The organism is Ruegeria sp. N4, assembly GCF_056531425.1.
Map to the genome: position 1 here is coordinate 14,193 of NZ_JBQFLT010000010.1, position 12,888 is coordinate 27,080.

General features: G+C 60.6%; 12 protein-coding genes. 6 read left to right on the top strand and 6 right to left on the bottom strand.

Annotation, left to right across the window (positions count from 1 at the left end; all coding sequences use genetic code 11):
• The first annotated feature begins 70 nt into the window (after positions 1–70).
• Positions 71–1,183 carry an S-(hydroxymethyl)glutathione dehydrogenase/class III alcohol dehydrogenase gene (locus ACR0LW_RS15195; RefSeq protein WP_170735689.1) on the top strand — a complete coding sequence of 371 codons (1,113 nt, stop codon included), beginning with the start codon at positions 71–73 and terminating at the stop codon, positions 1,181–1,183.
• Between the two features lie 116 nt (positions 1,184–1,299).
• The gene (locus ACR0LW_RS15200; RefSeq protein ID WP_480883141.1) at positions 1,300–2,001 is read left to right on the top strand and encodes an NYN domain-containing protein; all 702 of its coding nucleotides are present in this window, start codon (positions 1,300–1,302) and stop codon (positions 1,999–2,001) included.
• Positions 2,002–2,010: 9 nt separating this feature from the next.
• Here the strand turns inward: ACR0LW_RS15200 and ACR0LW_RS15205 are convergent, their stop codons facing one another.
• The 3 genes from ACR0LW_RS15205 to ACR0LW_RS15215 all read right to left on the bottom strand — a co-directional run bounded on the left by ACR0LW_RS15205 (position 2,011) and on the right by ACR0LW_RS15215 (position 6,474).
• On the bottom strand, positions 2,011–2,949 hold the full coding sequence (locus tag ACR0LW_RS15205) for a DMT family transporter (RefSeq protein WP_170453532.1): 939 nt from the start codon (positions 2,947–2,949) through the stop codon (positions 2,011–2,013).
• Between the two features lie 144 nt (positions 2,950–3,093).
• Positions 3,094–3,507, bottom strand: a complete 414-nt coding sequence (locus ACR0LW_RS15210; RefSeq protein ID WP_480883142.1) for a group III truncated hemoglobin — start codon at positions 3,505–3,507, stop codon at positions 3,094–3,096.
• A 48-nt stretch (positions 3,508–3,555) separates the two neighbouring features.
• Complete coding sequence (locus ACR0LW_RS15215; RefSeq protein ID WP_480883143.1) at positions 3,556–6,474, bottom strand: error-prone DNA polymerase; 2,919 nt, start codon at positions 6,472–6,474, stop codon at positions 3,556–3,558.
• Positions 6,475–6,583: 109 nt separating this feature from the next.
• On the opposite strand from ACR0LW_RS15215, the gene ACR0LW_RS15220 reads away from it, so the two are divergent.
• Complete coding sequence (locus ACR0LW_RS15220; RefSeq protein WP_170453535.1) at positions 6,584–7,048, top strand: DUF1203 domain-containing protein; 465 nt, start codon at positions 6,584–6,586, stop codon at positions 7,046–7,048.
• Here ACR0LW_RS15220 and ACR0LW_RS15225 read toward each other — a convergent pair.
• Positions 7,045–8,034, bottom strand: a complete 990-nt coding sequence (locus ACR0LW_RS15225; protein WP_480883225.1) for an ABC transporter ATP-binding protein — start codon at positions 8,032–8,034, stop codon at positions 7,045–7,047. The genes ACR0LW_RS15220 and ACR0LW_RS15225 overlap by 4 nt on opposite strands.
• A gap of 87 nt (positions 8,035–8,121) precedes the next feature.
• Between ACR0LW_RS15225 and ACR0LW_RS15230 the strand changes: the two genes are divergently transcribed.
• The 3 genes from ACR0LW_RS15230 (at position 8,122) to polA (ending at position 11,717) form a co-directional block, all read left to right on the top strand.
• Positions 8,122–8,298, top strand: coding sequence for a zinc-finger domain-containing protein (locus ACR0LW_RS15230; RefSeq protein WP_480883144.1), 177 nt, complete (start codon positions 8,122–8,124; stop codon positions 8,296–8,298).
• Positions 8,299–8,389: 91 nt separating this feature from the next.
• Positions 8,390–8,851: a hypothetical protein gene (locus ACR0LW_RS15235; RefSeq protein ID WP_480883145.1), complete on the top strand. Its 462-nt coding sequence runs from the start codon at positions 8,390–8,392 to the stop codon at positions 8,849–8,851.
• A 70-nt stretch (positions 8,852–8,921) separates the two neighbouring features.
• A complete protein-coding gene (polA, locus tag ACR0LW_RS15240) occupies positions 8,922–11,717 on the top strand; it encodes a DNA polymerase I (protein ID WP_480883146.1) in 2,796 nt (931 codons plus the stop codon).
• Between the two features lie 45 nt (positions 11,718–11,762).
• On the opposite strand, the gene ACR0LW_RS15245 is transcribed toward polA, so the two are convergent.
• Together ACR0LW_RS15245 and ACR0LW_RS15250 are read right to left on the bottom strand one after the other, a co-directional pair.
• Positions 11,763–11,993 (bottom strand): DUF2798 domain-containing protein, encoded by a 231-nt coding sequence (locus ACR0LW_RS15245; protein WP_480883147.1) that lies wholly within the window; start codon positions 11,991–11,993, stop codon positions 11,763–11,765.
• Between the two features lie 73 nt (positions 11,994–12,066).
• The gene (locus tag ACR0LW_RS15250) at positions 12,067–12,819 is read right to left on the bottom strand and encodes a hydroxypyruvate isomerase family protein (RefSeq protein ID WP_480883148.1); all 753 of its coding nucleotides are present in this window, start codon (positions 12,817–12,819) and stop codon (positions 12,067–12,069) included.
• Positions 12,820–12,888: the final 69 nt, after the last annotated feature.

A 12,888-nucleotide genomic window follows, 5' to 3' on the forward strand; every position in this document is an offset into this window, starting at 1 on the left:
TCAAAGCACAGTTGAAAACACCCTGCAATTGGCGCAGGGTCGGGGCAAACAAGACAGGGAGACAAGCACAATGCGCACCCGTGCCGCCGTCGCCGTTCAGGCGGGCAAACCTTTGGAAGTGATGGACGTGAACCTGGAAGGCCCCAAAGCGGGCGAGGTTCTGGTTGAAATCAAAGCGACCGGCATTTGCCACACCGACGAATTCACCCTGTCGGGCGCCGACCCCGAAGGCCTGTTTCCCGCCATTCTGGGCCACGAAGGCGCAGGCGTGGTGGTCGAAGTCGGCCCCGGTGTCACCAGCCTGAAGCCCGGCGACCATGTGATCCCGCTCTACACTCCCGAATGTCGTGAGTGTGAATACTGTCTGCACCCCAAGACCAATCTGTGTCAGGCGATCCGTGAAACGCAAGGTAAAGGCCTGATGCCCGACGGCACCTCGCGCTTTTCGACGCTGGATGGTGATCCGATCCTGCACTACATGGGCTGCTCGACCTTTTCGAACCACACGGTCCTGCCCGAGATTGCGCTGGCCAAGGTGCGCGAGGACGCGCCGTTTGACAAGATCTGCTATATCGGCTGCGGCGTGACCACCGGTATCGGAGCCGTCATCAACACGGCCAAGGTCGAGATCGGTAGCCGCGCCATCGTATTCGGTCTGGGTGGTATCGGCCTGAACGTCATTCAGGGCCTGCGTCTGGCCGGGGCCGATCAGATCGTGGGCGTTGACCTGAACCCTGCCAAGGTGGAAATGGCGACGAAATTCGGCATGACCGATTTTGTGAACCCCAAAGAGGTCGAAGGCGATCTGGTTCCCTATCTGGTCAACCTCACCAAGGGCGGCGCGGATTATACGTTCGACGCCACCGGCAATGTCGGCGTCATGCGCGACGCACTGGAATCGGCCCACAAGGGCTGGGGTGAATCGATCATCATTGGCGTGGCCCCTGCGGGTGCCGAAATCTCAACCCGTCCGTTCCAACTGGTCACCGGCCGATCCTGGCGCGGTACCGCCTTTGGCGGCGCGCGGGGCCGCACCGACGTTCCCAAGATCGTTGACTGGTACATGGAAGGCAAAATCGAGATTGACCCGATGATCACCCACACCATGGGTCTGGACGACATCAACCACGGCTTCGACCTTATGCATAAAGGTGAGAGCATCCGGTCGGTGGTGGTTTACTGATACAATGAAATGATCTTGAAGGGCGGGCTTTTGCTCGCCCTTTTTTGTGCCTAATTTTCGATGATTGAATGATTTTGAATTGAGGATTTGAAGTGGCAACAGGAAGTACCGACCGATTGGCAGTATTGATTGATGCGGACAATGTGCCCGCAAAGCATGCTGCAGAGATATTCGAAGAAATTGCTACGTTGGGTGAAGCCGGCCTTAGGCGGATTTACGGAGATTTCTCTAACGGTTCGCCTCAGGGTTGGGTTGCCGGATCGTTGGCAGAATTTGCCATTGTTCCTCATCAGCAATTCGCAAACACATCCGGGAAGAACTCTAGTGATATTGCATTGGTGATTGATGCCATGGATATCCTTCACAGCAACCGCTTCAGCGGGTTCGTGTTGGTATCTTCCGATAGCGATTTCACCCGTCTTGCCAGCCGTATCCGCGAGCAAGGGCTTGACGTTTATGGCATCGGGGAGCGCAAGGCACCCAAAGCCTTTGTCGCGGCCTGCAACAGGTTTATTTACATTGAGAACATAGAGAAATCCGAACCAAGTGTATCGCAGCCAAAGAGTGCTGGAACAACAAAGGCGAAGCATGAGTTGAATCATGCTTACCAATTGATCCGAAACGTTGTGCTGAACACGAACGAGGCGGATGGATGGGCAAGTCTCGCTTTTGTCGGTAGTCAATTAGGTAAGATGTATCCGGACTTCGACTCCCGTACTTACGGTCACAAAAGGCTGAGCGATTTGGTTAGAGCCATTGGCCGCTTTGAAGAAGGCAACATAAATGGAGGACTCAAGATCAGGTGCAGTGACACCTGAAGCCTTGGTTCAATCCCCCGGTCGCGACGCCCCCGTATCCGAGCGCGGTGAGCGCACCCGCAAAACCGGGGTGTTGGTCGAGGTGGTATTCGACCGGCTCTCGCGCCAGACCACGAATACACCAGACGCGATGATGACACTGGCCCCGACCGCGACCCAGCCGTCCGGGCGTTCACCGAAGAAGATCATGCCAAACAGCGTCGCCCAGATGATCTGGCTGTATTGGCTGGGGGCGACAACGCCGGCGGGCGCGGCGCGGTAGGCCAGGATGATCAGGTGTTGCGCTATGACCGAGAACACGCCGACCAGCGCCATCATCGCCAGATGCAGCAGCGAGGGCGGCTGGTAGACGGCGGGTTGCAGCAAGCTCATGACAACAATAGCCAGCAGCATGGGGTAGAGGATCAGCACGGCCGAGCGTTCCTCATTCCCGATCTTTCGCACCAGAACGGATGCGAAGGCGCTGCAAAACGCAGCCGTCAGGGCGGCGAGGTGGCCCAAAGTGATATCCGTTGAACCGGGGCGCAGCACGATCAGAACGCCGATCAGTCCGACGCCAACGGCGGCCCAGCGCTGGGCGCGGACAACTTCCCCCAGAATCGGGATCGACAGGACCGTGACGATCAGCGGGAAGGAAAACAGCAGCGAATAGACCTCGGCCAGCGGCAGGACCGAGAAGGCGTAAAAGGCGCAGGACATGGCCGTGACCATCAGCGCCGAGCGCAGCAGCACCAGCCACGGGTGATGCGGCAGGAAGTTGCCCGTTGTCCGGTCGGTCAGGATTGTGACCGCCATCGGCACAAAGGAAAACAGCGTGGCGAAGAAGATGATCTGCATCACCGAATAGGTCCCGCCCAGCACTTTGATCAGCGCGTCATGGCTGGCAAAGACCGCGAATCCCGCAAACGCGAAACCAAGTCCCCGAAGGGTGGTGTTTTGAGTGCTCATCGATATGGCCTCGGGTGATGTCGGTGTGGTGGCACTGTGCCGTCGCAGCGCAAAAAGGCTGTCTTGCCCCTGAGTAAACCGATTTTACCGGGGCGCATAGCCCCTATTTTACCGCTAACATCGCAAAGCCGCCATGTTCAGGGATCAACGCAGGATCGGCGGAGCGTCCTTGGGTTGGCGGGCCGATTGCACACCGGCCTTCATCCCGACCCCGATACGCCGGGCCAGCGCGACCCATGGGGTTGCGGTTTCCGGGGGCAGGGTTTGGGCGGCGACCTCTTCGAAGAGGTCCAGCCAATGGGCGAACATCTCGGGCTTCACGTCGGGCCGCTCGATATGGACGCGTTGGGGATTGCCGTCATAGCAGCGCTCGAACAGGATGGCGTTGCGCCAGAAGGCGGCGATCTTTTCCTCATGGCTGGGCCAGTCGGTGACATGGTTGCCAAAGACCGGACCCAGCACAGCATCCTCGCGGACGCGGGAATAGAAGGCGCGGACCTGAGCGTTGATCTGATCGGGCGTTGCCGGAAAGCGCGGCGGCAGGGCGGGTCTGGTCATGAGGGCACCGGTTTCGACTCTGTTCCGGGCCAATATCCCGTTCTGTCGTCACGCGACAGGCGTGGTTTTGTCGCGCTGATCCGGCGTCAGCAGATGCCGCAGCAGGGCGACCGGATGCGCCCGCAGGCTGAGGCGGGTGGCGACGTAATCCTCGACCACCTGCTCGCCCAACGTCATCCGCGGCAGATAGGCTTCGGGTTCGTCCAGCGCCTCACCCTCCAGATCCTGCGAGAACAGCGGCAAGGGTTTGGCGGTGGCAATCGCCTTGGCCTGCCACAACGCCTCGCGCCGGGTCAGATCGCAGGAGGCGAAGGCGTCGGCTTCGGCCAGTCGCTCGATCACCGACGGGCCCAACCCCGCCCGGCGCCAGACGTCATCGACCTGATGGTAGCCGTTGCCGCGTGCGGCGGTCAGCCAACTGGCGTCTTCCTCGCTGAGGCCCTTGATCTGGCGGAACCCCAGCCGCAGGGCCAGCCCACCATGGCCGTCGGGCTCCATCACATTGTCCCAGAAGCTGGCATTGATGCAGACCGGGCGCACCTGAACCCCGTGTTCTCGCGCATCGCGCACGATCTGGGCGGGCGCATAGAACCCCATAGGCTGCGAATTCAGCAGGGCGCAGGCGAAGATGCCGGGGTGATGACATTTGATCCAGGCCGAGGCATAGACCAGCAGCGCAAAGCTGGCCGCGTGGCTTTCAGGGAAGCCATAGGACCCGAACCCTTCGATCTGTGAGAAACAGCGTTCCGCAAAATCCTGTTCATACCCGTTGCGCTTCATCCCGCGCAGGAACAGCGCGCGAAACTCGCTGACATTGCCATGCTTCTTGAAGGTTGCCAGAGACCGCCGCAGCCGGTCGGCCTGTTCCGGGGTGAACCCCGCGCCGACAATTGCGATCTGCATCGCTTGTTCCTGAAACAACGGTACGCCCAGCGTTTTACCCAGCACCTCGCCCAGTTCGTCCGAGGGGAAGCTGACCTCTTCCTCGCCATTCCGGCGGCGGATATAGGGGTGGACCATGTCGCCCTGAATGGGTCCGGGGCGGATGATGGCGACCTCGATCACCAGATCATAGAAATTGCGCGGCCGCATGCGGGGCAGGAAATTCATCTGTGCCCGTGATTCCACCTGAAACACGCCAACCGAATCCGCTTTGCACAGCATATCGTATACTTGGGGATCTTCGGGCGGCAGGGTGGCCAGCGTGTAGCTGGTCTGGTGGTGCTGGCCAATCAGGTCGAACGCCTTGCGAATGCAGGTCAGCATACCAAGGCTCAGCACATCGACCTTGAGGATACCAAGCGAGTCGATATCATCCTTGTCCCAGCAAATGACGGTGCGGTCCTCCATCGTGGCATTTTCGATGGGGACAAGTTCGTCCAAACGCCCCTCGGTGATGATGAACCCGCCGACATGTTGGGACAGGTGACGGGGGAAGCCATCGATCTCATAGACCAAAGACAGGGTCTGTTTCAGGCGGCGATCTTCGGGGTCGAGGCCAATCTCGCGCATCCGGTGCGCCTCGAGCCCGACGGTTGAGAAGAAACCCCATAACTGTGAGGACAGCGCCGAGATCGTGTCTTCGGTCAGACCCATGGCCCGCCCAACCTCGCGAATGGCGCGTTTACCACGGTAATGCACCACCGTGGCGCAGAGGCCCGCGCGGTCCCGGCCATAGCGGTCGTAGATGTGCTGAATCACCTCCTCGCGGCGTTCGTGTTCGAAATCCACGTCGATATCGGGCGGTTCGTCGCGGGCCTCAGAGACAAAGCGTTCGAACACCATCGTGCCCAGTTCGGGGCTGACCTCGGTGATGCCAAGGCAGTAGCAGACCACCGAATTGGCCGCCGAGCCGCGCCCCTGACACAGGATATCGCGGGACCGCGCGAATTTGACGATGTCCCGGACGGTCAGAAAGTAGGGTTCGTATTTCAGCTTGCCGATCAGGGTGAGCTCATGGGCCAGCATCTTCCTGGCCTTCTCGGATGCGCCCGCCGGGTAGCGCCATTTCAGCCCCTCATGGGCCAGACGGTGCAGGCGTTCGGTTGGGGTTTCCTGCGCGCTGCCCTCGCTGGGGTATTCATAGCGCAATTCATCCAGCGAGAAGGTAAGCCGTTCGCTGAGGTCATGGGCGCGGGCGACAGCCCCTTCATGCCCCTTGAAGATGCGCAGCATCTCAGCCTCGGATCGCAGGCGCTGTTCGCCATTGGCCAGTGCGTCCCGGCCCAGATCATCCACCTTGCGGCGCAGGCGGATGGCGGTCAGCACATCGCCCAGTTTGCGGCGGGCTCCGTGATGCATCATCGGCGTGGCGCTGGCGAGGGTGGGGATGCCGAGATGTTTGGATTCAGTCTCTAATAAAGAGAAATAGATGCTGTCTGCGCCATCATACCGGGGGTGCATCAACAGATGCATCCGCCCGGCAAAGCGGCGCGTCAGCTGCTGCGCCTGTGTCCGCCAAGGGCTCGCGCCGCCCGGGGGTCGATCCGCCTGTGGCCAGAGCAGCAGGTGGAGACCGTCGGAAAACTCCAAAAGATCGGACAGGTGCAGGATGCAATCGCCTTTCTCGGCGCGCAGGCGGCCCGCCGACAGGATACGGCACAGGTTGCCCCAGCCCTGCCGGTTCAAGGGCAGGGCGGTGACAGTAGGTGCATCGGTAAAGATCAGTCGCGCGGCTGGGATCAGGCGGGGCACCGCATGGATGGGGTAAGAGGGCGGTTTGGGGATATGGTCCGGGCAGGGCGGGCCGATGGAGGTGTTCTGCGCCTCCCACTCCAGCCGCTCGCGGACCTTGCGGGCGATCTCGCGCCCTTGGGTATGGGCGCGCACGATTCCGGCGACCGAGTTGTCATCGGCAATGGCGATGGCGGGCAGGTTCAGGGTGACGGCACGCTCCATATACTCCTCGGGGTGAGAGGCCCCGGTGAGGAAGGTGAAGCTCGACGTGATCGACAGCTCGGCATACATGACGATTCCACATTATATTCACGTTTTGTTCTTTTTCGAGTCCTTTGCGCAGGAAACGGGTCGATTGAGGCCGATGAGGCGGGCAGGGTCAGGAAAAAGGAGGCCCGATATGTTCAAGATCACCGCATTATCCACCGACGATGTCCGCGCCCTTCAGGCAGGCGGCCCGGATGCCTATGGTGTCCCGCCCGAGCGGGCCGTTTCGACCGGCGCCGGCAATCCCTGCCGCCATTGCCTGCGCAACATTCCGGAAGGCGAAGAGATGCTGATCCTGGCGCATCGGCCCTTTTTAGAGACACATCCCTATGCAGAAACCGGCCCGATCTTTCTGTGTACGTCGCCTTGTCAGCGGTATGAGGGCACGGAACTGCCCGAGATTCTGACCACCTCGCCGGACTATCTGATCAAAGGCTATGGGGTGGACAACCGGATCGTTTATGGCACCGGGGCGATCACGCCCACGGATCAGATCGGCACAAAGGTCCGGGATATCTTTGCCCGCCCGGATATCGCCTATATCCATGTCCGATCTGCACGCAACAACTGCTATCAGGCGCGGATCGACCGGGTCTAAAGCTTGACCCGGTGCATCCCCCGGCGCGGCTGGTCCTGATCGTCCGCCGGTTCATCCGCGCGCGAGGATGTCAGGGCGAGGAAGACATCTTCAAGGTCGGCTTCCTCGGTCCGGACATCGCGAATGCGAATACCTGCGGCGCGGACGGCTTCCAGAACCTGCTCGGCGCTGGTCTGGGCGCTGCGGTAGTTCAACACCAGATTGCCATCGTCACGCAGCGTGGCTTCGACGCCCTCGGCCGCGGGCAAATCGGTGACAGGACGGTCGGGGACAATCACCATGGTGCGGCTGTCCATGCGGCCCAGCAGGTTTGCTGTGCTGTCCTGCGCGATCTTTTCGCCGTGGTTGATGATGGCGATCTGGTCGCACATTTCCTGCGCTTCTTCCAGGTAATGCGTGGTCAGGATGATGGTCATGCCCTGTTCGTTCAGCTTGCGCACATTGGCCCACAGCATCTGGCGCAGCTCGATATCCACGCCCGCCGTGGGTTCGTCCAGCACCAGCACTTTGGGATGATGCACCAGCGCCTTGGCCAGCAGCAACCGCCTGCGCATCCCGCCCGACAGGGTGCGGGCATAGGCCTCGGCTTTGTCGCTGAGACCGACCAGTTCGAGGATCTCATCGCTGCGGCGTTGCGCCTTTGGAACACCGTACAGCCCGGCCTGAACCTCTAGCGCGCCGCGTGGGGTGAAGAACGGGTCGAGGTTCAGTTCCTGCGGCATCACGCCAATGGCGGCGCGGGATTGGCGCGGGTTCTGATCCTGATCGAAGCCCCAGATCGACACATTGCCCGAGGATTTCACCACCAGACCGGCCAGAATATTGATCAGCGTCGATTTCCCGGCCCCGTTTGGCCCCAGCAGCCCAAAGACCGACCCGCGCGGGATGGTCAGATCAATACCCTTCAGCGCCTGTTTCTCGGGCTGGCCCTTGCTGCCGCGATAGGTCTTGCGCAGCCCTTCGATCCTGATTGCCGCATCGGCCATGTGGCTCTTGCCCCCGGTTTGCTCATCGCTCATAAACGCACCTAGTACATGCCCGCGAGGCCGACAACCGCAGAAGGATCGCCAGCCGTGACCATCGAAGCCCCGGAAACCAGGATCGTCGAAACCACCCGTATCGCCTGTGACGGGGGTGAGGGCGCATTGGGTCATCCGCGCGTCTGGCTGCAGATCCCCGAGGATACCGGCTGGGTCGAATGCCCCTATTGCGACTGCAAATATGTTCTGAGGGGCACAGAGCAAAGCTGATCGTCCACGGCTTCGGTCGCTGCCCAAATCTTGCCGCGTTTTTCATGGTAACTCTTTGGTGGGACCAACGCGGGTGAGTGCGATGACCGACATGACTGCTACACAGAACGCCAGCCCGGTTTTTGGCTGGATCGGATTTTGCCTGGCGGCGATGGCGTTGTTTGCCGCGCTGTTTGTGTTCTGGGCCGGGCCGTTTGCGCCGCAGCAATCAACCGGCGTGTCGCTGGGGGAACTGGCCGCCGAGATTGGAAAATCGACCCTCCGCGCTGCCGCTGGGCTGGAACAGCCTGAACCGGTCGCCCAAACCCGCGATCTGGACGATTTCCTGCAAATCGGCGTGGCCATGCTGGGCGGGCTGGCGATTGTTGTCTCGGTAATTGGCATTCTGCGCCACGAACCGATGCGCCCTGCTGTCGCGGGTGTCACCATCGGTATCGGTGCGATCCTGTTCCAGTTCTTCGCCTTTGCCTTTTTCGCCTTCCTTGGCGTGCTGGTGATCATGGCGCTTCTGAACAGCTTCTCGGACGTTTTCAGCGGCCTCTTTGGTGGTTAACCCACGTTCCTGACTGGTCAGTCGCCTGCCCCTGTGGCAGAACCATCCCTGACCGACAGGGAGAGCGCGCATGAGCAATTTCGGAAAAGGGTGTCACCTGCATCTTATCGACGGATCGGCCTTTATTTTCAGGGCCTATCACGCGCTGCCTCCGCTGACGCGCAAATCCGATGGGCTGCCGATCGGGGCGGTTTCGGGGTTCTGCAACATGCTGCAGAAATATGTCGAAGGGAACGCCGGGCCAGATGCGCCGACCCATGTGGCGGTGATTTTCGACAAGGGCTCGCACACGTTCCGCAATGATCTGTACGATCTCTACAAAGCCAACCGCGAGGCGATGCCCGAGGATCTGCGCCCGCAGATGCCCCTGACCCGCGAGGCGACGAAAGCGTTCAACATCGCCTGCAAAGAGGTTGAGGGCTATGAGGCTGACGACATCATAGCCACGCTGGCCGTTCAGGCGCGTGAGGCCGGGGGGCGTGTGACCATCGTCAGTTCCGACAAGGATCTGATGCAACTGGTCGGCGACGGCGTGGAAATGCTGGATGCGATGAAGAACAAGCGCATCGACCGCGATGGGGTGTTCGAGAAGTTCGGCGTTGGGCCGGAACGGGTGGTTGATGTGCAGGCGCTGGCCGGGGATTCGGTGGACAACGTGCCGGGCGCGCCGGGAATCGGAATCAAGACCGCCGCTTTGCTGATCAATGAATATGGCGATCTGGAAACGCTGTTGGACAATGCCGAGAAGATCAAACAGCCCAAGCGCCGCCAGACCCTGATCGAAAAGCGCGACCAGATCGAGCTGTCGAAGAAGCTGGTGCAATTGGATGAGCAAACGCCGCTGAATTTCACGCTGGACGATCTTGAGGTGAAAGACCCCGATCCAGAAACCCTGTTGGGGTTTCTGGCCGAGATGGAATTTCGCACCCTCACCAAGCGCATCGCCGACAAGCTGGGGGCCGAGGCCCCGGTGATTGCTGATGCGCCCGCGCCGGTCGAAGAGGTTGAGGCCGAGGCCATTCCATTTGATGCATCGAAATACGAATGCGTGCGCGATGCCGGGGCGCTGCAAAAATGGATCGATCAGGCCTATGAGCGCGGCTGGGTTGCGGTGGATACCGAGACCACCGGGTTGAACGAGATGATTGCCGATCTGGTCGGTATTTCGCTGTGCATTGAGCCGGGCGAGGCTTGTTACATCCCGTTGATCCACCGGCAAAGCGCGACCGATGATCTGTTTGGAACCGATGCGCTGGCCGAAGGGCAGATGCCGCTGGATGAGGCTCTGAATCTGCTGAAACCGGTATTCGAGGATCCGTCGATCCTGAAGATCGGGCAGAATATGAAGTATGATGCCAAGATTTTCGCGCGGTACGGCATCAACGTGGCCCCCATCGATGACACGATGCTGATGTCTTATGCCATGCATGGCGGCGCGCATGGGCATGGTATGGATACGCTATCCGAACGCTATCTGAACCACACGCCGATCCCGATCAAACCGCTGCTGGGCTCGGGCAAGTCGGCGATCACCTTTGACAAGGTGCCGATTGACGAAGCCACCGCCTATGCCGCCGAAGACGCCGATATCACCCTGCGCCTGTGGCAATTGTTCAAGCCGCAACTGCATCAGGTGCAGGTGACGACGGTGTATGAGACCCTCGAACGCCCGCTGGTGCCGGTGCTGGCCGAGATGGAGATGCATGGCATCAAGGTTGACCGCGATGTTCTCAGCCGCATGTCCAACGCATTCGCCCAGAAAATGGCCGGGTTAGAGGCTGAAATCCACGAATTGGCCGGTGAGAATTTCAACGTCGGCTCACCCGCGCAGTTGGGAGAGATCCTGTTCGACAAGATGGGGCTGGAAGGCGGCAAGAAGGGCAAGACCGGGAAATACTCGACCGGGGCGGATGTGCTTGAGGATCTGGCGACCGAGCATGAATTGCCGCGCCGGGTGCTGGATTGGCGGCAGCTGTCCAAGCTGAAATCGACCTACACGGATGCTTTGCAGACCCATATCAACCCCGATACCGGGCGGGTGCATACGTCTTATTCGATCACCGGGGCCAGCACGGGGCGTCTGGCCTCGACCGATCCGAACCTGCAGAATATTCCCGTTCGTACCGAGGAAGGGCGGCGCATTCGCGAGGCGTTTATTGCCGAGCCAGGCAATGTGCTGGTCAGCCTCGACTACAGCCAGATCGAGCTGCGGATATTGGCGCATATCGCCGGGATTGACGCGTTGAAACAGGCGTTCTCGGACGGGTTGGACATTCATGCCATGACCGCCTCGGAAATGTTTGATGTGCCACTGGACGAGATGACGCCGGATATCCGTCGTCAGGCCAAGGCGATCAATTTTGGGGTGATCTATGGCATCTCGGGCTTTGGTCTGGCGCGCAACCTGCGCATTCCGCGGGCCGAGGCGCAGGGGTTCATCGACCGATATTTCGAGCGCTTCCCGGGCATTCGCCAGTACATGGACGATACGGTCGCGTTCGCCAAGGAACATGGGTACGTCCAGACCCTGTTCGGGCGCAAAATCCATACGCCCGAGATCAATGCCAAGGGGCCACATGCCGGATTCTCGCGCCGGGCGGCGATCAACGCGCCGATCCAGGGGACGGCGGCGGATGTGATCCGGCGCGCGATGGTGCGGATGCCGGATGCGATCAACGGTCTGCCTGCCAAGATGCTGTTGCAGGTGCATGACGAATTGCTGTTCGAAGTGGCCGAAGATGCAGTGGATCAGGTGATCAGTGTGGCGCGCGACGTGATGGAGGGTGCATCGGACCCTGCCGTCAAACTGGATGTGAAGCTGGATGTGGATGCCGGGCAGGGGGCCAACTGGGCCGAAGCGCATTAAGGAAGGCGCTGCTCATCAGGCCCGGCGGGCCCTCTTCGCAGCGGGTCAGGCTTTGGGCCTGACCAGTCTGTCGACCAGCCGTTTCACTGAAGGCCCAAGAACCACAATGACCGCGAAGGCGATGGGCCAGCAGAACATCCACGAGGCCATCCAGTCCGAGACGGTGGTGGGACCCAGCCCCACGGCCTTGACCGTCGCAATACCGGTTACGATGCAGGACATCAGCCCTGACATGATCAGGCAAAACACGACATGCGATAAGCGGGCGGCGGTCATGGGCATCATCCGTTCATTGGCCTTGGCAACATGTGGGGTATTTTGGCCGCAAATGCCAGTGGTTGCTGTCAGGCTACCGCATCCAGCCCAGCGACTCCTTGGTCCGGCGCGTTGAAGGCGTGTATTCCGCGCTGACCCACCCAGAATAGCCGCTATTGTCCATCGCACTGAAAAGCCTGTCGAAATCCGTGTGTCCGCTGCCGGGTTCCGACCGATCCGGCGCGGCCCCGATCTGAGCGTGCACCACGCGATCATGGTATTGATCCCAGACGGCCAACGCGTCGCCATGGATCATATCGGCGTGAAAGCTGTCATATTGCAGACCGATATTGCGGCGATCCACCTGGTCCAGAACCTCCGCGGCCAGCGCGTAGTCGTTCAGGAAGTAGCCCGGTTGGGACACCGGGTTCAGCGGCTCGATGGTGAACTGCTGGGTGGGCGCGATCTCGGCCGCCCATTGCAGGTTTTGCACGAAGCTGGCCATCGCCTGTGGCCCGGACGCATAGCCGGACATGATATGGATGATCTTCGGGCGCAGCGCGTCGGCGTAGCGCAGAACCCGGCGGATATCGGATTGAAACCGCGCCTCGCCGCCGGGAAGTGCTGCGTAACCCGGCTGCCCGCCGGTGTAGTTGGGCGGTGGGGCGTTGATCAGAACCAGTTTCAGCCCATTGGCCAACAGGGAGCGGCGGGTCTCTTTCGCGGCCAGATCATAGGGGAACAGAATCTCGACCGCCTTGAACCCGGCCTCGGCTGCGGCGGCAAAGCGATCCAGGTAGGGCAGCTCGGTAAAGAGCAGCGAGATATTGGCGGCAAATCTGGGCATGAGCAGTCCGGGTGTTTGGTCCCCGGACCTTAGCGAGCGGGCGGTTTTCAGGAAAGGGACTGAAAACGA

Excerpts from the sequence above, each read along its gene's own strand:
- ACR0LW_RS15220 (WP_170453535.1), top strand. The coding sequence starts at position 6,584 with ATGTTCAAGATCACCGCATTATCCACCGACGATGTCCGCGCCCTTCAG.
- ACR0LW_RS15250 (WP_480883148.1), bottom strand. The coding sequence starts at position 12,819 with ATGCCCAGATTTGCCGCCAATATCTCGCTGCTCTTTACCGAGCTGCCC.
- ACR0LW_RS15195 (WP_170735689.1), top strand. The coding sequence starts at position 71 with ATGCGCACCCGTGCCGCCGTCGCCGTTCAGGCGGGCAAACCTTTGGAA.
- polA (WP_480883146.1), top strand. The coding sequence starts at position 8,922 with ATGAGCAATTTCGGAAAAGGGTGTCACCTGCATCTTATCGACGGATCG.
- ACR0LW_RS15235 (WP_480883145.1), top strand. The coding sequence starts at position 8,390 with ATGACTGCTACACAGAACGCCAGCCCGGTTTTTGGCTGGATCGGATTT.
- ACR0LW_RS15205 (WP_170453532.1), bottom strand. The coding sequence starts at position 2,949 with ATGAGCACTCAAAACACCACCCTTCGGGGACTTGGTTTCGCGTTTGCG.
- ACR0LW_RS15215 (WP_480883143.1), bottom strand. The coding sequence starts at position 6,474 with ATGTATGCCGAGCTGTCGATCACGTCGAGCTTCACCTTCCTCACCGGG.
- ACR0LW_RS15225 (WP_480883225.1), bottom strand. The coding sequence starts at position 8,034 with ATGGCCGATGCGGCAATCAGGATCGAAGGGCTGCGCAAGACCTATCGC.
- ACR0LW_RS15245 (WP_480883147.1), bottom strand. The coding sequence starts at position 11,993 with ATGACCGCCGCCCGCTTATCGCATGTCGTGTTTTGCCTGATCATGTCA.
- ACR0LW_RS15210 (WP_480883142.1), bottom strand. The coding sequence starts at position 3,507 with ATGACCAGACCCGCCCTGCCGCCGCGCTTTCCGGCAACGCCCGATCAG.